16 protein-coding genes, 1 tRNA gene and 1 pseudogene are annotated in these 21,036 nt (G+C 30.5%); 7 read left to right on the top strand and 11 right to left on the bottom strand.

Translation table 11 applies throughout. The features are described 5' to 3' along the window. Positions 1-82: 82 nt before the first annotated feature. The 4 genes and pseudogenes from J3359_RS14890 to J3359_RS14880 all read right to left on the bottom strand — a co-directional run. On the bottom strand, positions 83-1,012 hold the full coding sequence (locus J3359_RS14890; RefSeq protein WP_208080497.1) for a GYDIA family GHMP kinase: 930 nt from the start codon (positions 1,010-1,012) through the stop codon (positions 83-85). A gap of 259 nt (positions 1,013-1,271) precedes the next feature. Beyond that, positions 1,272-1,712, bottom strand: coding sequence for an IS200/IS605 family transposase (tnpA, locus tag J3359_RS14885; protein ID WP_208077735.1), 441 nt, complete (start codon positions 1,710-1,712; stop codon positions 1,272-1,274). Between the two features lie 427 nt (positions 1,713-2,139). Beyond that, positions 2,140-2,607, bottom strand: coding sequence for a DUF1569 domain-containing protein (locus J3359_RS18555; protein WP_367890401.1), 468 nt, complete (start codon positions 2,605-2,607; stop codon positions 2,140-2,142). Then, positions 2,602-3,867 (bottom strand): annotated as a pseudogene (locus J3359_RS14880) (hydroxymethylglutaryl-CoA reductase, degradative); the annotation flags it as partial. The gene J3359_RS18555 and the pseudogene J3359_RS14880, both read right to left, overlap by 6 nt. A 144-nt stretch (positions 3,868-4,011) precedes the next feature. Here J3359_RS14880 and J3359_RS14875 point away from each other — a divergent pair. The 3 genes from J3359_RS14875 to J3359_RS14865 all read left to right on the top strand — a co-directional run bounded on the left by J3359_RS14875 (position 4,012) and on the right by J3359_RS14865 (position 8,495). Further along, on the top strand, positions 4,012-6,207 hold the full coding sequence (locus J3359_RS14875; protein ID WP_208077731.1) for a S9 family peptidase: 2,196 nt from the start codon (positions 4,012-4,014) through the stop codon (positions 6,205-6,207). 35 nt (positions 6,208-6,242) lie between these two features. Then, on the top strand, positions 6,243-7,832 hold the full coding sequence (locus tag J3359_RS14870) for a peptide MFS transporter (RefSeq protein WP_208077729.1): 1,590 nt from the start codon (positions 6,243-6,245) through the stop codon (positions 7,830-7,832). Positions 7,833-7,949: 117 nt separating this feature from the next. Further along, on the top strand, positions 7,950-8,495 hold the full coding sequence (locus J3359_RS14865) for a thioredoxin family protein (RefSeq protein ID WP_208077728.1): 546 nt from the start codon (positions 7,950-7,952) through the stop codon (positions 8,493-8,495). 19 nt (positions 8,496-8,514) lie between these two features. Here the strand turns inward: J3359_RS14865 and J3359_RS14860 are convergent, their stop codons facing one another. From J3359_RS14860 to surE, 5 genes are all read right to left on the bottom strand, one after another. Beyond that, a complete protein-coding gene (locus J3359_RS14860) occupies positions 8,515-10,500 on the bottom strand; it encodes a ComEC/Rec2 family competence protein (RefSeq protein ID WP_243765932.1) in 1,986 nt (661 codons plus the stop codon). A 76-nt stretch (positions 10,501-10,576) separates the two neighbouring features. Continuing rightward, on the bottom strand, positions 10,577-11,053 hold the full coding sequence (locus J3359_RS14855; protein WP_208077726.1) for a C40 family peptidase: 477 nt from the start codon (positions 11,051-11,053) through the stop codon (positions 10,577-10,579). Then, on the bottom strand, positions 11,054-12,163 hold the full coding sequence (gene lpxB, locus J3359_RS14850; RefSeq protein WP_208077725.1) for a lipid-A-disaccharide synthase: 1,110 nt from the start codon (positions 12,161-12,163) through the stop codon (positions 11,054-11,056). A gap of 1 nt (position 12,164) precedes the next feature. Beyond that, positions 12,165-12,452, bottom strand: a complete 288-nt coding sequence (locus tag J3359_RS14845) for a hypothetical protein (RefSeq protein WP_208077724.1) — start codon at positions 12,450-12,452, stop codon at positions 12,165-12,167. Continuing rightward, positions 12,440-13,210 (bottom strand): 5'/3'-nucleotidase SurE, encoded by a 771-nt coding sequence (gene surE, locus J3359_RS14840; RefSeq protein WP_208077723.1) that lies wholly within the window; start codon positions 13,208-13,210, stop codon positions 12,440-12,442. The genes J3359_RS14845 and surE overlap by 13 nt, the downstream gene beginning before the upstream one ends. Before the next feature lie 231 nt (positions 13,211-13,441). Between surE and J3359_RS14835 the strand changes: the two genes are divergently transcribed. Beyond that, positions 13,442-15,574, top strand: coding sequence for a carboxy terminal-processing peptidase (locus tag J3359_RS14835; RefSeq protein ID WP_208077722.1), 2,133 nt, complete (start codon positions 13,442-13,444; stop codon positions 15,572-15,574). Positions 15,575-15,640: 66 nt separating this feature from the next. Further along, complete coding sequence (locus tag J3359_RS14830; protein WP_208077721.1) at positions 15,641-16,078, top strand: acyl-CoA thioesterase; 438 nt, start codon at positions 15,641-15,643, stop codon at positions 16,076-16,078. A 3-nt stretch (positions 16,079-16,081) separates the two neighbouring features. On the opposite strand, the gene J3359_RS14825 is transcribed toward J3359_RS14830, so the two are convergent. Further along, entirely contained in the window at positions 16,082-17,059 is a 978-nt protein-coding gene (locus J3359_RS14825; RefSeq protein WP_208077720.1) for a type I phosphomannose isomerase catalytic subunit, read from the bottom strand. 57 nt (positions 17,060-17,116) lie between these two features. Beyond that, positions 17,117-17,198, bottom strand: a tRNA-Leu gene (locus J3359_RS14820). A gap of 100 nt (positions 17,199-17,298) precedes the next feature. On the opposite strand from J3359_RS14820, the gene J3359_RS14815 reads away from it, so the two are divergent. Together J3359_RS14815 and J3359_RS14810 are read left to right on the top strand one after the other, a co-directional pair. After that, the gene (locus tag J3359_RS14815) at positions 17,299-18,705 is read left to right on the top strand and encodes a dipeptidase (protein ID WP_208077719.1); all 1,407 of its coding nucleotides are present in this window, start codon (positions 17,299-17,301) and stop codon (positions 18,703-18,705) included. After that, positions 18,702-21,032: a S9 family peptidase gene (locus tag J3359_RS14810; protein ID WP_208077717.1), complete on the top strand. Its 2,331-nt coding sequence runs from the start codon at positions 18,702-18,704 to the stop codon at positions 21,030-21,032. The genes J3359_RS14815 and J3359_RS14810 overlap by 4 nt, the downstream gene beginning before the upstream one ends. The last annotated feature ends 4 nt before the right edge of the window (positions 21,033-21,036 follow it).

Raw genomic sequence — 21,036 nt, 5'->3', positions numbered from 1 at the left:
CATAAAACCTCTCGACTGCACTCGAGGAGACATTTAGTAAGTTAATTGTCAGGTCGAGCGCAGTCGAGACCTAAAAAATCCTTTATAAAATCATTTGTTTGAAAGTTAAAACTGTTTCAAACCCTTTATTTTTAAAATAAGTTGGTGTTTCTTTATTTCCAGTAACTAGTACAAAATCGCCACCCCAAGCCCCTAAACTTTTTATTTCGCCAAAATAATCTGGAAATAATTTTTCTTTTACTGGTTTTAATTTGATAATTGAACTGATAATTTGCTCGTGTTCAACAATTAATTTATTAAATTCTGATATAGATTTTACTTCTAAAAACTCATCAGAAATTTCAGAAATTCTTTTTATTTCTTTATCAAAATTATTGCCACTTTCTCTAAATTTTGCAATTCCCTCTTTCGAATCTTGTTTCTGATTTAAGTAGACAAAAAACAAATTTTCTTTAAAAATGGGGTTAAAATTAACTTGATTTACAACAGGTTTTTTATCTTTAATTTGATAAAATATTGGCGTATTATTTTGCGCACAAGCAATATCGTAACCACTTCCTTTAAAGGAATTCCATAACAGTTGAAAAGCATCTACATTTGCCCAACTTGCAATAGAATTTATTAAGGTTGATGAACTTCCTAAACCCCAATCTCTTGGAAAAGTGAGTGCTGTTTTTACAAGAAAGCCATTTTCTGTTTCCAAAAATTTTGGATTCATTCTTTTGGCTTCCTTTAAAATATCTAACAACGTTTCTGCAATAATATCTGCACTGCCTTCTTTATTTGAATTAAATGTTGCTGATGTTAGTCGTAGTTTTTTTAAATCGAAAATTGCTTCAAACCAACATTCGCCTTCATTTGTAAAACTTCCCCAAATAATTTGGGGTTCTTTAATTTTTTCAACAATTAGGTTTTGTCCGAATTTAGTGGGTAGAGCCAAAGATTTGGCGCCATCTAAAACGAGGTATTCGCCTGTTAGTAAAAGTTTTCCGTTTGAATAATAGTTTTTCAAAATTGTTGTTTTTGGTTGAATTTGGCTAAAGCCATTATTGCCAATTTTATTATTCAATGGTTTAAAGTCCATTGTAATTGATATGTTTTATTTTTTACCCACTCGAATCCTGTAAATTGCATCCAGCTTTAGCTGGATGATACAAATATATTACATAAATGGCTTTAGCCAAACCCATTCTATTTGAAACCTGTTTAGCTAAAGCCAAATTTACAACTCCATTGTTATCAAAGAGCTAAAGCCCATTGCAATTGAATTATCATTTATCATTATTTTTCTTAAAACCATATTTCAAAATAAATTCCTCATATTCTTCCTGAAAAGATTTTTTATGATGATGTATTTCTTGTTTTTTAATATAATTTCTAACTTTTTCGACCATAGATTCTGAAACTGAAACTGCAAAATATTCACTTTGCCATTGAAACTTTTCTTTGGTTAATTTTTCTTTATTAATCCAAAAAGCAGATTCTCCCTTTATCAATTGCATCACTTTTTCTATATTTTGATCTGAACCCAGAGAAATCAAGCAATGACAATGTTCTGAATATCCATTTATACAATCAATAAAAATTCCTTTTTCTGTTGCATTTGCTTTTATATGATTCCAAACTTTTTGTCTTAACTCTTTCGTTTCTAAAAAGGGGATTCTATTTTTTGTACTCCAAACAAAATGAATGTAAACTTTTATAAAAGGCATAATTTGTTATTTTTTATAAATTATTCTGAGTTGAATTCTTTTTAAAATAAATTTTGTCAGTTTTATACTGGGTTCGAACCCTGTCAATTACATTCAGCCTTAGCATCGATAAAATTCACACAAATGGCTTTGGCCAAAAACAATAGTTCTCTTTGAAAACAGTTTGGCTAAAGCCAAAATAATTTAAACTTATATTTTACAATGGGTTAAAACCCATTGCAATTGATTCAGTAAAGATTGAAATCTCTTGTGAATTGAATTAGTATCTGAATTGTATTTTAAATTAAATCTTGTGAGTTGAATGTTTTCATTTTAATCCTGTCAATCGCATCCAGCTTTAGCTGGATGACACAAAAATATCTCACACGAATGGCTTTAGCCAAAACATCTATTATTCTTGAAAAAAAAATCTATTTTTATTTTAAAATTAAACCAATCCAAATTGTTTAAAATGATGTGTAAAATGCTTTACATGAAATTTTTGCCAATATTTATAATCTAACTCTCCAAAAAAAGGATGATTCTCTAATTTTGCCGTTTTAAAATGTTTTTGAAAATCTTCAATTTGTAAAATTAAATCGTTTATCGATTCCTCTAAACTATTAAACTTTGCTGGAATTGGTTCTTCTGATAACATGGATGCTTTAAAACCAACTTGTAGCTCACCATCTGTATTTAAAAAAGCTTTTCTTCTTGCCGATTTTTCATCTTCTACAAAATAATCTGCTTTTATTTTTCCGTTAGAAATCTTCATCAAAAAAGCCAAATGCTCTACCATTTGCTGTCCGTTCATTTTTCCAAAAAGAGGTTTTGCATTTGTTTTTAAAGTTGAAAGTGTATTTTTTATATCCTCAAAATTTAAAAAATTTACCCAATTAACTTTTGATGCTCTTATTTCTTCAAACTTTTTTACAACTGCACTATGAGATACTGTTTTGGTATCGAAATATTTTTCAATAATTGCTTTTTCACTATTATTCGCATCTAACTGATTTAAGATATTTTGTAAATGCATTTTCATATGCCCATGCTGAATTCCCTTTGTTGTTAAAGCTCTTAACGCAGCAAAATTCTGAGCCAAACCAGCAGCAGCCATAATTTGCATTAATTCTCTTGCGGATGGTTTTTGCAGCACTTCTAAAGACAATTTTGCCATTGGATGCAATCCTGTAAGTCCACCAACAGTACCTAAAGCCAAAGGGAGTTCTATCCAAAATTTAAAAATTCCGTTTTCAATGGAGCAATGAGACAGACTTGTATATTGGCCAGATCTTGCAGCGTATGCATGAACACCAGCTTCTACTGCTCTAAAATCGTTTCCAGTTGCAAGAACTAACGCATCTATTCCGTTCATAATTCCCTTATTGTGCGTGACTGCTCTGTAAGGTTCTACCTCTGCAATTCTTACTGCTTGGTAAAATTTCTCTGCAAATTTTTGTGGATTTTCTCCACCCAAATCTTCTATTTTACAACTTACTTCTGCTCTTACCAAACATGCTGGAACGTAGTTGGAAAGAATACTCATTACTACTTCTATTTCTTCGTTTTTAAAAGCATTTGCCATAGCTTCTAAACAGGAATTTATAAAGTTCGCACCCATAGAATCTTTGGTTTCAAACGTTATATGTAATTGATAATAGTTGGCTATTTTATCGGTTTTGTCTTTTAATTCAATATTTAAAATTCCTCCACCACGTTTTTCCATGTTTTTAGTGATGGAAGCTGTTGCTGCGAATAATTCTGTTTTATTTTTGTTGAAATAAGTTTCTAGATCGGCTTTTTTGCCAGCATACATAAAATGTATTTGTCCGATTTTAGTTGTTGAAATTACTTCCGTTTTAAAACCACCTCTTGTACTCCAAAACTTACCTACTAAAGAAGCTGCTGCAACTACAGAACTTTCTTCAATTACCATTGGCAAAGCATAGGTTTTATCGTTAATAACAAAATTTGGCGCGACTCCAAATGGCAAATAAAAATTTGTGATGGTGTTTTCTATAAAATCGTCATGAAGCTGTTGTAAGTTCTCATCGTCATTCCAATATTGTTCTAAAATGGATTTCGCATTGGAATTCTCGTATAAATAACTCTCTGTTAACCAATTAATTTTCTCGGCTTTTGTAAACTTGGAAAAACCTGATATTGTTTTACTCATTTATCTTTCTCTAATCTATATTGAACAAATATAAATGAATCCTCTAAAACATCGTACTATATTCAACTTTTCTCATTTTTTAACCATTATTTTGCCGATTTTTCCGTAAACTTGGCAAACTTTTATTAAATATTAAGGTCTGTGATGAAAAAACTATTCATTTTAGCAACTATTTTATTTTTATCTAATTGTAAAGATAAAGACACAACAGCTTCAAACGAAAATATAGGCTCCAAAGAAATAACTTTAGAAGAGATTTGGAATGGCACGTTTTCTCCTGATGGAATGAATGCTTTAAACTCCATGAATGGCGATTTTTATTCCCTTTTAAATTACGATAAAGATACCAAAGAAACCACAGTAGATAAATATAGCTACCAAACTTTAGAAAAAGTAGAAACCATTGTAAATAGTAAAAATTTACAAGATTTAGACGGATTTTCTTCTTACAGTTTTAATGCAGATGAAACCAAATTAATTTTAGGAACAAATTTCAAAAAGATATTTAGACGTTCTTTTAAAGGTACTTTTTATGCGTATGATATCGCTTCCAAAAAACTGAGTTTAATTGGCGAAGACATTCAAGAGCCAATTTTTTCTCCAGACAATAAAAAGATTGCTTATGCAAAAAACAACGATCTTTTTATTAAAGATTTTGCAAATAATTCTTTGATTCAAGTTACAAAAGATGGTAAGAAAAACAGTATTATTAACGGAGTTACAGATTGGGTTTACGAAGAGGAATTTGGTTTCGTAAGAGCTTTTGAATGGAGTAAAGACAGTAAAAGTTTAGCTTTTTTACGTTTCGATGAAAGCGAAGTCCCAACTTTTTCTATGGATATTGTTGGTACTGGAAATTACCCAACGCAACAAGTTCTTAAATACCCAAAAGCGGGCGAAAAAAATGCAGATGTAGCTTTGCATATGTTTACCATTTCCAATAAAAGAACAAAGAAAATTGCTTTGGGCAATTACGAATATATTCCAAGAATTAAATGGTCTAATGATGCGAATATTTTAGTTGCAACGACTTTGAATCGTCATCAAAATGATTTAAAACTACACAAAGTAAATGCTACAAATGGCAGTACTACTTTGCTTTTAAATGAAACCGATAAAGCTTATGTAGATATTCATGATAATTTAACTTTTTTAGCAGACAATAGTTTTATTTGGACGAGCGAAAAAGACGGATTCAATCATATTTATCACTATGATTTCTATGGAAAACTAATCAACCAAGTTACCAAAGGAAAGTGGGAAGTAACGAATTACTATGGCTTTAATAAAGACAAGAAAACAATTTATTATCAATCTGTAGAAAATGGTTCTATCAATAGAGGTATCTATTCTATTGATTTAGATGGGAATAATAAGAAACTTCTAAGTAAGAAAGAAGGCACAAATTATGCTGCTTTTAGTACGAATTTAAATTATTTTATAAACACGTATTCATCAGCAAAAACACCTCCAATTTATTCTTTATACACTGCTGAAGGGGAAATGTTAAAAGTAATCAAAGAAAACCATAAACTACAAAAAGATTTATTGGATTATAAAATGAGTCCGAAAGAATTTTCTACCATAGAAATCAATGGAAACGAATTAAATATGTGGATGATTAAACCTGTGGATTTTGATGAGAATAAAAAATATCCATTATTAATGTTTCAATATTCTGGACCTGGTTCGCAACAAGTGGCAAATAAATGGAATGCTAGTAACGATTATTGGCATAATATGTTGGCACAAAAAGGAATGATTGTAGCTTGTGTAGATGGACGTGGAACAGGTTTTAAAGGAAGTGATTTTAAAAAATCTACCTACTTAAATTTAGTGAAATACGAAACTGAAGACCAAATTGCTGCTGCAAAAAAGTTGGCAGAACGTTCTTATATCGATAAAAATAATATCGGGATTTGGGGTTGGTCTTTTGGTGGGCACATGAGTACAAATTCTTTATTAAAAGGAAACGATATTTTTACCACTGCAATTGCTGTTGCTCCAGTAACTTCTTGGCGTTTTTACGACACTGTGTATACAGAACGTTTTTTAAGAACTCCACAAGAAAATCCTGCTGGTTATGATGAGAATTCTCCAATTAATTATGCAGATAAGTTAGAAGGAAACTATTTATTAGTCCACGGAACTGGAGACGATAATGTGCATGTGCAAAATTCTTATCGAATGATAAACGCATTAATTAAAGCCAATAAACAGTTTGATATGTTTATTGTACCTTATAGAACACACGGAATTTATAAAGGAAAAAATATGCGTTTGAATTTATACACAAAAATGACCAACTTTTTAGAAGCGCATTTACTAAATAATAAATAAAAAGGGTAAATATTAATTAATAACTAAATTAAATTATGGAATTTAAGTATGGAGGTTCAGCAACGAACCAAAAAACTGTTTTAGGACACCCATCAGGTTTGTTCGTATTATTTTTCACGGAAATGTGGGAACGATTTTCTTATTACGGAATGCGAGCTTTATTGGTATTGTTTCTCGTATCAACAATAATAGATGGTGGCTGGGAATGGACTAGAGCAGATGCATTATTATTATATGGATGGTATACAGGTTTAGTATATTTAACGCCTATTATTGGAGGTTATATTGCAGATAAATTTATGGGCTACAGAAAAGCTGTTGTTTTAGGTGCGTTTATTATGACTCTTGGACATGCTTCTATGGCATTAGAAGGTATGACCTCAGTTTTCTTTTATGCAGGACTTTCTTTTCTAATTATTGGTAATGGTTTTTTTAAACCAAATATCTCTTCTATGGTTGGTCAGTTATATAAATCGCAAGGTCGAGAAAAAGATGCAGGCTATACCATATTTTATATGGGAATTAATTCTGGAGCTTTTTTAGGAATTCTTTTATGTGGTTACATTGGCGAGAATGTTGGTTGGCATTATGGTTTTGGTTTGGCTGGAATTTTTATGTTTTTAGGAATGTTACAGTTTCATTTTTCTCAAAAAATATTTGGAAAAATAGGATTATCTCCAAAACAAACAATAGATTTTGAAAATGTAATTGAAAATAGCCTTGAAGAAACTGAAGAGGATATAGAAGAGGTAATTAAAGAAGTTGAAAACTCGAAAGTAGTTAGAGATAGAATGTTTGTTATCGGTGTATTTTCATTATTTGTAATCTTTTTTTGGTGGGCATTTGAACAAGCAGGAGGCTCTATGACAGTTTTTGCAGCAGATTATACAGACAGAACCTTAGTTGGAGGTGCTGCATTAACTTTTAAAATAGCAAACACTATAATTACTGTAGTTCCAATGATAGTAATTACTTGGGTGTTAATAATGTTGTTTAAACAGACTTATAGTAAATATCTTATTGCAAATTTGTTACTAGGTTTAAGTTTTGTAATTATTTGGGGTATTGTAATTTGGATGTTAAATAGAGAGTTTCAATCAGATACAACAGAAGTGCCTGCCTCTTGGTTTTCCGTATTAAATTCTTTATTTATTATTTTATTTGCACCCGTTTTTTCTAAAATTTGGGAAAGTAAATACAATCCTTCTGGTCCTGTTAAATTTGCCATAGGCTTACTTTTAGTTGGTTTAGGTTTTGGCGTACTCGCTTATGGTGCTTCAGCAATTCCTGAAGGGGCAAAAACAGCTTCTGTTAGTTTACTATTTTTAGTAATTGCATATTTACTTCATACTTTAGGGGAGCTTTGTGTTTCTCCTGTTGGGTTGTCTTATGTGAGTAAATTAGCTCCTGTAAAATTCGTTAGTTTAATGTTTGGTCTTTGGTTTACAGCCAATTTCTTTGCAAATCTTTTAGGTGGGTTCACAGGGAGTTTTATAGACCCTATTTCAGAACAATATGGCTTGTCTACTTTCTTTTTAATCTTTACAATTATACCAATTGCAGCAGCTTTAATCATGTTGCTATTAAACCCAATTTTAAAACGAAAAATGCATGGAATCGAATAGAATTCGTTAAATAATAGATTTTTACATAAAAGTAAGAGAATATTTAAAAAACATTCTCTTACTTTTTTTATAAATTAGATTTTGTAAATTTGGCATACCATTTGCGAACTACTTCATATGAAAAAAATAATAATACTTTTAGCAATTACTGCCTTTGTTTTTCAAACGAATGCTCAAAAAATAAATTGGATTAGCCTAGAAAAAGCTGTGGAGCTTCAAAAAACAAATCCTAAAAAAATTATGATGGATATGTATGCTGTTTGGTGTGGTCCTTGTAAAATGTTAGATAAAAATACTTTTCAGAATAAAAGTGTTGCTGCATATGTAAATAAAAACTACTATGCTGTAAAGTTTAATGCGGAAGGAAATGAAGAAATTTCTTTTAAAGATAAGATTTTTACAAACCCAAATTACAATCCAAAGAAAGCAAGAGGTAGAAATTCTGGGCACGAATTATCTGCTTATTTTGGAGTAAGAGCATACCCAACAATTGTCTTTTTAGATGAAAAAGCCGATTTTATTGCTCCAATTCCTGGTTACAAAACTCCAAAACAGTTAGAGTTGTTTTTAAAATTATTTGAAAGCGATGCTTATAAAGAGATAAAAAATAAAGAAGATTTTGTAAAATATCAAGAAAGTTTTCAATTTAAATTTACAGAGTAATTATCCAACAAACAGTTACTTAATATAAAATATAAGCTCCATTTTTGCCTGTGTAATAAAATGGAGTTTTTTGTTTTTTAGACGTTTCTTCCCATCGAAATACATAGCTTTTATAATTAGAACCATCTGCTACTATTTTACTTGGTTTTATGGCTTTAATTAGTCTTTCTAAATTTATTTTTGGAGAATATTGCAGTAGAATAATTGGGTTCTTTAAATTATCTAATTGATAGATTCCTAAACTATCTACTAACAAAATATTCTTGTCTTTAAATTGAATAAAATTATTGAAGTTTACAGAATTTGTTTCCGAAATTCCTTCTGAAACTCTGTAAGATTTTACACTAAAATTATCTTTAAAATTTAAGGTGTCTAAATCGTGTTGCAATAGCAGGTTTTCTCCTAATCTTTTACCAATTATGGAAGATCTACTTTTATGAAAAACAATTATCTCCTCTTTATTTTCTTTGGTTTTTGTTTCATAAAAATAAATACTTTGTACTCCTAAAATTGCAATTAAAACATACATTAATTTTTTAGGTTTTTTATACATTAAAAAATCAATCCCTAAAATAATAAATGCATACCAAGCCAGCATCCACAAAAAAGAAATAGATATTTCTTTGAATAAAAAGACTTCTTGATGCGAAATCCAACTTACAAAATTATTCATCCACGAAATTACAATTCCATATAAATCTGCTACAAATTGCGGTAAAATATTTAATAATGAAGTAATAATTATTACAATTCCACCAATTAAAATATACATCAAGAAAGGAATAATTACTAAGTTAGAAGCTAAAAATAACCCTGGAATTTGTTCAAAATAATAGATACTTAAAGGTAAAATTCCTACTTGAGCAGCTATTGAAACTGTGAATAATTGCCATATTTTATCTAAAATTTTTACTTTTGGTTGCATGAGTTGATATAATTTTGGTTGTACCCAAATAATCCCAAAAACTGCCAAATAACTTAGCTGGAAACCAACATCAAACAGAAACATTGGTTTTATTATTAGTAGTAGAAATAAGGAAGATACTAAAGAGAAAAAAACAACATTTTTCTTTTTAAAACCCAAGCCAACTGCCAAAAATGTAAACATAGTTACTGCTCTTAATACAGATGCAGAAAGACCTGCAATAAAAGCAAACATCCATAATAGAAAAATTATAAGTATCGTTTTTAAGTATTTTCCATTTTGTATTCTTTCTAAAGGTTTTAATAGAAAAGAAAGCATTAACAATATTACACCAACATGTAAACCCGAAACTGCTAGAATATGAATTGCGCCTGCTCTGGAATAATCTGCAATTAATTCTTTCGAAACATCTTGTCTTTGCCCTAAAAGCAACGCATTTATTACAGATAATTCGTCTTCTTTAAAATGATATTTCTTTAGTGATTCTTGTACTAAATCTCTAAATTTTGCAGACAAACCAATAATCGTGGAACTTTGAGACTCCAAATTTAAAAACTGATTATTTTCTGTAAATATTTGTTGATAAATTCCTTGTCTAGCCAAATAAGATTTATAGTTAAATTGATATGGGTTCAAAGGCGGATATATCGCTAAAAAATCAGCTTTTAATTTTACTAAATCATCTACTTTTAAAGAATTAGAAAAACTATCTTTTTGAACATTTAATAAAATGGTTCCTCTCGTTTTTTGTTGTTGAATTTGAATTACTTCAGCTTCATATTTATCTGAATAATTTCCAGATTTTAAAACTTTAGTTATTTTAAGAACAGCGTTTGTTTCGTTTTTTAAATGATGTTGATAATAATTATCGTAGTTAGAGCAATCTGTAATAAAAACTGCAAAAACACCAATAGTAAAGAAAATAATTGCAGTTAAAATAGTTGTAAAAAAGCGATTTCTAATCAGTAATAAAAATGCAAATACTAAAAATATTAAAAAAGATTCTTGAAAATTAAACTGCCAAAAATTTGTATAAAATTGAACGAGGATTCCAATTATTAAAAACACTGTAAAGTGCATTGGTAAATAACTCTTTAACTTTCTCATGGCTCGTTAAAGATACTATTTATTTTACAAATATCTAAAAAACAATAAATTACAAAATAGCAATCGCTTTTACAAATGCTTTTTTCCAATATTTTTCTGATAATGAAGAAATAATAACTCCTCTAGAAGTTGTAGAATGTATAAATCGAATAACTCCTTTTTTAACGGAAACGATTAAGCCTACATGATTGATTCTTCTTCTTGTTTTAGACGTTTTAAAGAATAATAAATCGCCTTTTTTAACCTTTTTAAGTGAGACTTTCTTTCCAGCTTTCGCCATATCTCTAGAGATTCTTGGCAACTGTACATTTTCTTCTCCAAAAGCAACATATACAATTCCAGAACAATCCATTCCTCTAGTTGTTGTGCCTCCAAATTTATATCTAACACCTTGGTATTTTAGGGCATTTGTAACAATCTTATCGGCTTTCGAAATTGGTTTATTAGACGTTTTAACAACTTTTTTTGAAGAAGAGCAACTCATCAACATAGAGAATAAAACAACAAGGAAAACACCTTTTTTCATCTAATTAAACTGGTTTACAATTTCTGTTGCTACTTTTTTAGAGGCTCCTTTTCCTCCTAATTTTTTTTCTAAATCGAAATATTGTAAAAATAATTCTTCTCTATGTTTTGGTTCTAAAATCTTAGTAAGTTCTTTTCGAAGGTTTTTTGTTGTGAAATCGTTCTGAATTAATTCTTTTACTACTTCTTTATCCATTATTAAATTTACCAAAGAAATAAATTTAAGTGTAATAATTCTTTTTGCAATCTGATAAGAAATCGCGCTTCCTTTATAACAAACTACTTGTGGCACTTTAAACAAAGCAGTTTCTAAAGTGGCAGTTCCAGAAGCCACCAAAGCCGCGTAAGAAACACTTAATAAATCGTGTGTTTTATTATTGATAAATTTTACTTCTTTTCCTTTAATTATTTTTTTATAAAAACGTAAATCTTGACTTGGAGCTCCTGCAATTACGAATTCGTAGTCTTTAAAATCTTTTGTTAACGACAACATTACCGCCAACATTTTAGAAATTTCTTGCTTTCTACTTCCTGGTAATAATGCTATAATTGGCTTATTACTTAAATTATGTGTTTTTCGGAACTCTTTTTCTCTCACTTGTTTTCTACCAGCAATTGCATCAATTAATGGGTGCCCAACAAAAGAAACTTCGTAATTGTGTTTTTTGTAAAACTCTTTTTCGAAAGGAAGAATTACAAACATCTTATCGATATCTCTTTTAATATCTTCTACTCTACCTGCTCTGCTTGCCCAAACTTGTGGAGAAATATAATAATTGGTTTTAAAACCTGCTTCTTTTGCCCATTTTGCAACTCGTAAATTAAAACCAGAATTGTCTATAAAAACTAGTACATCTGGTTTAAAATCTGCAATATCTTTTTTGCAAAATTTAATAAAACCTAAAACTTTACCCAGGTTCATTAAAACCTCTACAAAGCCCATAAAGGCACGTTCCTTGTAGTGTGTTACCAATGTTCCGCCAACAGCTTTCATTAAATCTCCTCCCCAAAAACGAATATTTGCATTTGTATCTGCTTTATACAATTCTTTCATTAAATTAGAACCGTGCAAATCTCCAGAAGCTTCGCCTGCAATTATGTAGTATTTCATTTTAGAAAAATTTTAATAAGAGCGTTGTTAAAGCAATTAAAATCGTCGCAATTAAAACCCCTTTTGCTTTATAATCTTGTTTCTTTTTAATAAAAATAAAAAACACAAACAAATTCGGAATTGCAGCTAAAGAAAGCACCTTTCCATATAAATTTCCTTCACGAATCATTTGTAGAGTTTCGTTAAATTCATATCTAGAAAAGTATTCTAAATATAAAAAAATGCCTCCAAAAGTGGCAAATAGCGAAACTAAAATTCCTATTAAAATATCTTTTTTTACAGTTCCCAAGAGTTTAATTTTTGAATCATGTGATGTGCAGTCATATCAAATTGAACAGGAACTACAGAAATATATCCATTTTCCAACGCATAAATATCTGTATCTTGTCCTTTATCTTTATTTACAAATTCGCCAGAAAGCCAATAATACTCTTTTCCAAACGGACTTTTACGCTTGTCGAAAATTTCTTTCCAATACCCATTTGCTTGTCTGCAAATTTTAACTCCATTAATTTCTTCCTTTTTTAAATTTGGGATGTTTACGTTTAAAACTACACCTTCTGGAATTCCGTTTAAAAGTGCATTTAATGTAATGTTTTTTACAAATTCTTCTGATGGTTTAAAATCTGCATGCCATTTAAAATCTAATAAAGAAAAACCAATCGCAGGAACCCCTTCTATGCCAGCTTCAATTGCGGCACTCATGGTTCCAGAATATATTACATTTATAGAAGAGTTAGCTCCATGGTTTATCCCAGAAACACACAAATCTGGTCTTCTATTTAAAATTTGATTGACTGCCATTTTTACGCAATCTGCAGGAGTTCCAGAACAGGTATATTCTAATTGTGGGCCTTCGTCTATTGTAATCGGGTTGCAAGTAAGCACGTTATCTACAGTAATTGCATGACCCATTCCACTCTGTGGACTGTCTGGAGCAACCACTACAACATCGCCAATTTTGTTCATTATTTTTATCAGAGCTCTTAATCCTGGAGCTGTAATTCCATCGTCGTTGGTTACTAAAATTAATGGTTTTTCTTGCATAATTGGTTATTTCTAAAACAAATGTAGTTCATTTATGGGAGTTTCTTTTTAACAATTTGTAAAGAATATTCGAGTCTTTTTTTGCGTAATATTGTACTAATTAGTTTTAAGCTCTAAAAACCTCCAAATAAAAATAAGAAGAATATTCGTTTTTAAAAAAAATTGGCATTATTTTAGTAACCAATAAACCAACAAGAGTAATTATACAATACAAATCACGACATATTATTTATGAACAAGAGAAAAAAGATTAGCATTTCGATATTGGCAATTTTTATACTACTATTTAGCATAAGTTTTCAAGCGAATAACGACACTGACATTAAAGACCCTAACAAAGACAAAATTCTTATTTATGTTCTAAAAAACATACTTACAAGAGGCCATTTTGTTGTAAAAGACATGAATGACGATTTCTCTGAAAAAGTTTACAAAAGTTTTATAGATGGTTTAGATCCTAGCAAACGTTATTTCACCCAAGAAGATTTAAAAGAATTTTCTAAATATAAATACGAAATCGACAATCAGCTTTTAAAAGACGATGTTTCCTTTTACAATTTGGTATATAATCGTTTTTCTAAAAAAATAAAAGAAGCAAAGTTGTATTATGCAGCTATTTTAGCAAAACCTTTTAATTTTAACAAAAAAGAGGTTATAGATGTCGATTACGAGAAAGTTCCTTTTGCAAAAAACGAAAGTGAATTGATTGATTATTGGAGAAAACAATTAAAATTAAGTACACTTAGTAGAATACAAAACAAACTTGAAAAACAAGAAAATAAATTAAAAAAAGATAAGAATTATAAAACAAAATCGTTTAAAGAATTCGAAAAAGAAGCGAGAGCAGACGTTCTAAAAAATATGGACGAATTGTATTTAAGAATCGAAGAATTAGAACACGAAGATTGGTTTTCTACTTTTTTAAACAGTATAGTTGGCGCTTTTGACCCACATACAACATATATGGCTCCAAGAATAAAAGAGCGTTTCGACCAAGACATGTCTGGTAAATTAGAAGGAATTGGTGCACGTCTATCTCCTAAAGGAATCTATACAGAAATCTTCGAATTGGTTTCTGGTGGTCCTGCCTGGAAACAAGGTGATTTAGAAAAAGGCGATATTATCTTAGAAGTTGCGCAAGGAGATAAAGAACCTGTAGATATTGTAGGTATGCGTTTAGATGATGCCATTAAATTTATTAAAGGTAAAAAAGGTACTGAAGTAAGATTAACTGTTAAGAAAAAATTAGATGGTTCTACAAAAATAATTTCAATTATTAGAGATGTTGTAGAATTAGAAGAAACGTTTGTAAAATCTACCATTGTACAAAAAAATGGTAAAAAATATGGTTTAATAGATTTACCAAGGTTTTATATCGATTTTTCTGATAGCAATGCAAGAAATTCTGCAAAAGATATGGAGAAAGAAATTGAACGTTTAAAAAGCGAAGGTGTTTCTGGTCTATTGATCGACCTAAGAAACAATGGAGGAGGTTCTTTAAAGACTGCCATTGAAATTGCTGGTTTATTTATTACTGAAGGCCCAGTTGTTCAGGTAAAATATCGTGGACAAGACCCAATTGTAAAGAATGATGTAGATCCAAAAATGCAATGGGATGGTTCTGTTGTGGTTTTGGTAAACGAATTATCTGCTTCTGCTTCCGAAATTTTTGCGGCTGCAATGCAAGATTATGGTCGTGCAGTAATTATTGGAGGAAACCAAACCTATGGAAAAGGAACTGTACAAAGTCTAATTCCTATTAATAATTTTTATCCGAAGTTTAAAGATGATTTAGGTGCCATAAAAATGACCATCCAAAAATTCTACAGAGTAAATGGAGGTTCTACACAAATTGAAGGTGTATATTCGGATATTGCAATGCCAGACAGATATAGCTATATGAAGTATGGAGAGCGCGATTTAGAAGGTGCTTTGGCTTGGGATAAAGTTCCTCAAGCAAAATATACCCAAACAAATTCTTACGAAAACTTTTCTGAAGTTGTAAATAACAGTAAAGAACGAATTGCAAAAAATCCAAAATTCAATTTAATAAACGATTATGCTAAGTGGTTGAAGAAAAATCAGGACAACACTTCGTTTTCTTTAAATTATAAAGATTTTTCTAATGATAGTAAGAAACAAGAAAATTCGGCAAAAAAATATAAATCTGCTTTCGAATACACATCTAATTTAAGTTTTAACTCTCCTAAATACGAGCTTCCTTTATTAAAAAAAGATTCTATTTTAGAGCAGAAAAGAGAAAACTGGCATAAAAATCTTTCTAAAGATGTATATGTTGCAGAGGCTTTGAATGTTTTAAGTGAACTAAAACTGAAAAACGCTAGACAAATCGTAAAAAATTAAATTACAAACTATCTTATAAACCTGATAAAATTTAAAAAATTATCAGGTTTTTTTTAACTACAAACTATGAATTTTAAAATTGAATTTGCTACAAAATGGTCGGATTTCGATCCCAATAGACACATGCGTCATACAGCTTACAACGATTATGCTGCAGAAGTTCGTGTCCGTTTTTTTGCTGCACACAATTTCTCTATTGAAGAATTTACAAAACACAATATTGGCCCAATTCTATTTACTGAAGAAACTTCGTTCCGAAAAGAAATTCATTTAGGAGAAAATATCTCCGTAAATTTAAAATTATCTGGTATTTCCGAAAATAACGAACGCTGGAAATTAGTACACGAAGTTTTTAATGAAGCTGGAAAATTATCCGCAAAAATTAAAGTCTATGGAGCTTGGATAGATTTAACGAAAAGAAAACTTACAGTTCCACCTAAAGAAACCCAAAGTCTTTTTTTATCGGTAGAAAAAACGGAAGATTTCGAAATTATTTCTTTATAATAATTATAAATAAACTTCTAAAAGTTTACTTTTAGGAGATATCGCATTTACCTCCATTTTCTCTATGGAAGCTGGCAATAAAACAGTTTCTCCTTTTTGTAAATAGGTTGTTTTTCTATTATCAATTAGTGCAAAACTACCTTCAACACAAATGTAAATTACAAAAGAATCTAAATTAGAATAATCTTTTACAATAGTGTCTTCAACAATTATAATATTTGTTTTAAAATAAGGCGAATGCACTAATTCATTAGAAATATTCGGAGTCGTTTTATAAGAAGTTTTGTACTCTTTATAAGATTTAAAATCGATAACATCAATCGCTAAATCGTTGTGTAAATCTCTTAGTTTACCAGTTTTAGCATCTACTCTATCGTAATCGTAAATTCGATATGTTATATCTGATGTTTGCTGAATTTCCGCCAATAAAACACCTGCTCCAATTGCATGCACTCTTCCTGTTGGAATGTAAAAAGTGTCTCCTTCAATAACTTTTTCATGGTGTAAAACTTCTAAAATAGAACCTTTTTCTACATGTTTTTTATACCCTTCTTTATCTAATTCTTTATCAAAACCAACGATTAATTCTGCATTTTCATCAGCTTCCATCACATACCACATTTCATTTTTTCCAAAAGAATTGTGTCGTTCTTTTGCAATTTCGTTGCTTGGATGCACTTGAATAGACAAAGGCGTTTTTGCATCAATAAATTTTATTAATAAAGGAAATTCATTCCCAAATTGTTGGTAAACCTTATTTCCTAAAAAATTTCCTTTAAATTCTTTAATTAGATTTCTAAGTGTTTTCCCTTTATAAACACCTTCAAGAACAACTGTTTCGCTATTTTCTACATCAGATATTTCCCAAGATTCTCCAATATTATTTTCTGAATATTCTTTTTGTAAAACTGTTTTTAGCTTTTCTCCTCCCCATAATCTGTAGCTAAATACTGGCGAAAATTTTAACGGATATGCTTTCATCAAATAAAAATTAATTAAAATAAAAAAGCTGAAGTTTTCACTTCAGCTTCTACATTGTACAGGCGGAGAGACTCGAACTCTCACACCTCGCGGCACTAGATCCTAAGTCTAGCGTGTCTACCAATTCCACCACGCCTGCAACTTTTTCCGAAGATTTCGGGATGCAAATATAAACAATCCTTATAAACTACAAACTTGTTCATTATAATTTTTATATTTTTGAAAGAAATAAAAAAATTATGAGTGCTATAAATTCTTATATAAAAAATAACAAACAACGCTTTTTAGACGAATTAATCGATTTATTAAAAATTCCTTCAATTAGTGCAGACAAAGCATACAAAAAAGATGTTTTAAATACAGCCGATTTTGTTTTAGAAAGTTTAAAAAAAGCAGGTTGCGACCATGTAGAAATGTGCGAAACACCTGGTTACCCTATTATTTATGGAGAAAAAATTATCGACAAAAATTTGCCCACAGTTTTAGTGTATGGCCATTATGATGTGCAACCAGCAGATCCTATCGATTTATGGCATTCTCCACCTTTCGAACCCGTAATTAAAAAAACCAGTATTCATCCAGAAGGAGCGATTTTTGCAAGAGGTTCTTGCGACGATAAAGGGCAAATGTATATGCATGTAAAAGCCTTAGAATATATGACTTCCACAGGAAATTTACCTTGCAACGTAAAATTTATGATAGAGGGTGAAGAAGAAATAGGTTCAGAAAGTTTGGCTTGGTTTGTTCCAAGAAATAAAGAAAAATTAGCCAACGATGTTATTTTAATTTCAGACACTGGCATGATTGCCAACGATATTCCATCTATAACCACAGGTTTGCGTGGTTTAAGTTATGTGGAAGTAGAAGTTACTGGGCCAAATAGAGATTTACATTCTGGTTTGTATGGTGGTGCAGTTGCAAATCCTATTAATATTCTAACCAAAATGATTGCTTCACTTCACGATGAAAATAATCACATTACAATCCCTGGTTTTTATGATAAAGTGGAAGATTTATCATCAGAAGAAAGAGCAGAAATGGCAAAAGCTCCATTCTCTTTAGAAGATTATAAAAAATCGATTGCTATTGGCGATGTTTATGGTGAAAAAGGATATTCTACAAACGAACGAAACTCCATTAGGCCTACTTTAGATGTAAATGGAATTTGGGGAGGTTACATTGGTGAAGGTGCAAAAACAGTAATTGCAAGTAAAGCTTTTGCTAAAATTTCGATGCGATTAGTTCCTAATCAAGATTGGAGAGAAATTACCCAATTATTCAAAAAACATTTTGAGAGTATTGCACCTAATGCAGTTACTGTAAATGTAACTCCACATCATGGAGGGCAAGGTTATGTAACTCCAATAGATAATATCGCATACAAAGCTGCTAGTAAAGCTTATAAAGCCACTTTTGGTAAAACACCAATTCCACAAAGAAGTGGAGGAAGCATACCCATTGTTTCACTTTTCGAACAAGAGTTAAAAAGTAAAACTATTTTAATGGGCTTTGGTTTAAATTCGGATGCCATTCATTCTCCAAACGAACATTTTGGCGTGTGGAATTACCTAAAAGGAATTGAAACCATTCCTTATTTTTATAAATATTTTACAGATTTATCTCTCAATAAAAAAGAAACTTTATGAAACCAAATTTACAAGCAAATTTTATATGTAGCTTTCTTATCATATTTGCATTCAGCGCATTAAAAGCTCAAGAAAATCAAAAACAATTTACTGTTGCAGAATACGAAGCAGCCGCAAAATTTATGGACAGGAGTTTGTACAGAAAAGTATACAATCAAGTTTATGGAGTTTCCTTTGCCAAAAAAAATAAATTAATATACACCACAAACACAAAAGAAGGCAATAGGTTTGTTTTGGCAGATGCCAGAAAAAAAACTAAAAAAGACGCATTTGATCATCAAAAATTAGCAAAAGTCTTATCTGAAAAAATGAACTTTAATATTACAGAAAATTCGTTACCTATATATAACGTGTCTTTTTCTAAAGACATGAAAAAAGTACATTTTACTGTTACTAAGCAAAAATATGCTTACAATTTAAAAAATAATTCCATTGAAGAAATTGAAAAAGACACAAAACAAGTAAACAGAAACGAGCATATTTCTCCAAATAGAAAATTAGCAGCTTATATAGATCATTACAACCTTTGGATTCGTAATTTAGAAACCAATAAAAAAACGCAAATTACTTTCGATGGAAAAGAAGATTATGGATATGCAACCAACAATGCTGGCTGGATAAAAAGTGATGGAGCTGTCTTAAAATGGTCGCCAAATTCCGATAAAATTGCTACGTTTCAACAAGATGCAAGAGGTGTTGGTATGATGTATTTAACATCTACAAATGTTGGGCACCCTAAATTAGAAGCTTGGAAACATCCACTTCCAGGAGATAAGAAAATATTTACAATCGAAAGAGTAATTATTCACTTAGGAAAAAAACCAAAAATGGTTCGTTTAAAAATGAAACCAGATTTCCAAAGAGGAACCACAACAGACCATATTGCAGATTGGAATAACGAATTATTAGACGCACAATGGAATAAAGAAGGAACTAAATTTGCCTTTGTTTCTGGTTCTAGAGATCATAAAATAGCGCATTTACAAATTGCAGATGCAAATTCTGGAAAAGTAATCTCTATCCATAAAGAAGAAGTCGATACCTACTACGAATCTGGCGTAAACGCGGAAAATTGGAAAGTTTTATTCGGTTCTAACGAATTTATTTGGTATTCAGAAAAAACAAATTGGGGCCATATATATTTATATGATTTAGCTACAAAAAAATTAAAAAACCAAATTACCTCTGGAGATTGGCTTGTAAAACAAGTAAAACATATTGATGAAAAAAATAGACAAATCTATTTTACAGCTGGCGGAAAAGAAGAAGGAAATCCCTACCACAATTACTATTACAAAGTAAATTTCGATGGAACAAATCTTACCAACTTAACACCATCTAAAGGAACACATTCTGTTACTTTTTCTGATGATTATTCTATGTTGGTAGACACCTATTCTACAACTACAACTCCACCTGTTTCTGTCTTAAGAAATGGAAATGGAAAAAAAATAATGGATTTAGAAGCTGCAGATATTTCTGAATTAAAAGCCAATAATTGGCAAGAACCAATTGAATTTTCTGTAAAAGCAAGAGACAAAAAAACAGATCTTTATGGAGTTATGTTTTTACCTAGTAATTACGACGAATCTAAAAAATACCCTGTTTTAAATTACATTTATCCAGGACCACAATCTGGAAGTGTAGGTTATTATGGTTTTAGGCCTGTTTGGAGAGATTTCCAAGCAGTTGCAGAACTCGGTTTCGCTGTTGTTGCAGTAGATGCAATGGGTACTCCAATGCGTTCTAAATCTTTTCATGATGCTTATTATGGAAACATGGGCGATAATGGTTTGCCAGATAATATTACTGCTATTAAACAATTAGCGCAAAAATATAAAGGAATGGATATCGAACGTGTTGGAATTTGGGGGCATTCAGGAGGTGGTTTCGCTTCTACAAGAGCTGTTTTTGAGTATCCAGAATTTTATGATGTAGCAGTTTCTGGTGCAGGAAACCACGATAATAGAAATTACGAAGCAGATTGGGGCGAAAAATGGCAAGGACTTTTAGAGGAAGGAACTTTGGAAGGGAAAGCAGATAAAACCACAAATTACGACAATCAAGCAAATCAATTAATTGCGAAAAATTTAAAAGGAAAATTATTAATAACCCATGGTTCTATGGATAATAATGTGCCTCCATCTAACACAATGTTGGTAGTAGAAGCCTTAATTAAAGCGAATAAAGATTTCGATATGATTTTGTTTCCAAACAAAAGACATGGTTATGGAGATATGACAAAATATATGACCAGAAAACGTTGGGATTACTTCGTAACTCATCTTTTAAACGCAAAACCAGCTGAAGGTTTTAAACTGAAATAATTTA

It is taken from the genome of Polaribacter cellanae, from assembly GCF_017569185.1.
GTDB classification, from domain to species: Bacteria; Bacteroidota; Bacteroidia; order Flavobacteriales; family Flavobacteriaceae; genus Polaribacter; species Polaribacter cellanae.
The sequence above is the reverse complement of the archived record's forward strand: the minus strand, read 5'-3'. Positions and strand labels throughout refer to the sequence as shown.

Bases quoted from the DNA above. Each gene is read 5' to 3' on its own strand.
- tnpA (WP_208077735.1), bottom strand. From the start codon at position 1,712: ATGCCTTTTATAAAAGTTTACATTCATTTTGTTTGGAGTACAAAAAAT.
- surE (WP_208077723.1), bottom strand. From the start codon at position 13,210: ATGCAAGAAAAACCATTAATTTTAGTAACCAACGACGATGGAATTACA.
- J3359_RS14810 (WP_208077717.1), top strand. From the start codon at position 18,702: ATGAAACCAAATTTACAAGCAAATTTTATATGTAGCTTTCTTATCATA.
- J3359_RS14825 (WP_208077720.1), bottom strand. From the start codon at position 17,059: ATGAAAGCATATCCGTTAAAATTTTCGCCAGTATTTAGCTACAGATTA.
- lpxB (WP_208077725.1), bottom strand. From the start codon at position 12,163: ATGAAATACTACATAATTGCAGGCGAAGCTTCTGGAGATTTGCACGGT.
- J3359_RS14830 (WP_208077721.1), top strand. From the start codon at position 15,641: ATGAATTTTAAAATTGAATTTGCTACAAAATGGTCGGATTTCGATCCC.
- J3359_RS14865 (WP_208077728.1), top strand. From the start codon at position 7,950: ATGAAAAAAATAATAATACTTTTAGCAATTACTGCCTTTGTTTTTCAA.
- J3359_RS14815 (WP_208077719.1), top strand. From the start codon at position 17,299: ATGAGTGCTATAAATTCTTATATAAAAAATAACAAACAACGCTTTTTA.
- J3359_RS14835 (WP_208077722.1), top strand. From the start codon at position 13,442: ATGAACAAGAGAAAAAAGATTAGCATTTCGATATTGGCAATTTTTATA.
- J3359_RS14870 (WP_208077729.1), top strand. From the start codon at position 6,243: ATGGAATTTAAGTATGGAGGTTCAGCAACGAACCAAAAAACTGTTTTA.
- J3359_RS14855 (WP_208077726.1), bottom strand. From the start codon at position 11,053: ATGAAAAAAGGTGTTTTCCTTGTTGTTTTATTCTCTATGTTGATGAGT.
- J3359_RS14875 (WP_208077731.1), top strand. From the start codon at position 4,012: ATGAAAAAACTATTCATTTTAGCAACTATTTTATTTTTATCTAATTGT.
- J3359_RS14860 (WP_243765932.1), bottom strand. From the start codon at position 10,500: ATGCACTTTACAGTGTTTTTAATAATTGGAATCCTCGTTCAATTTTAT.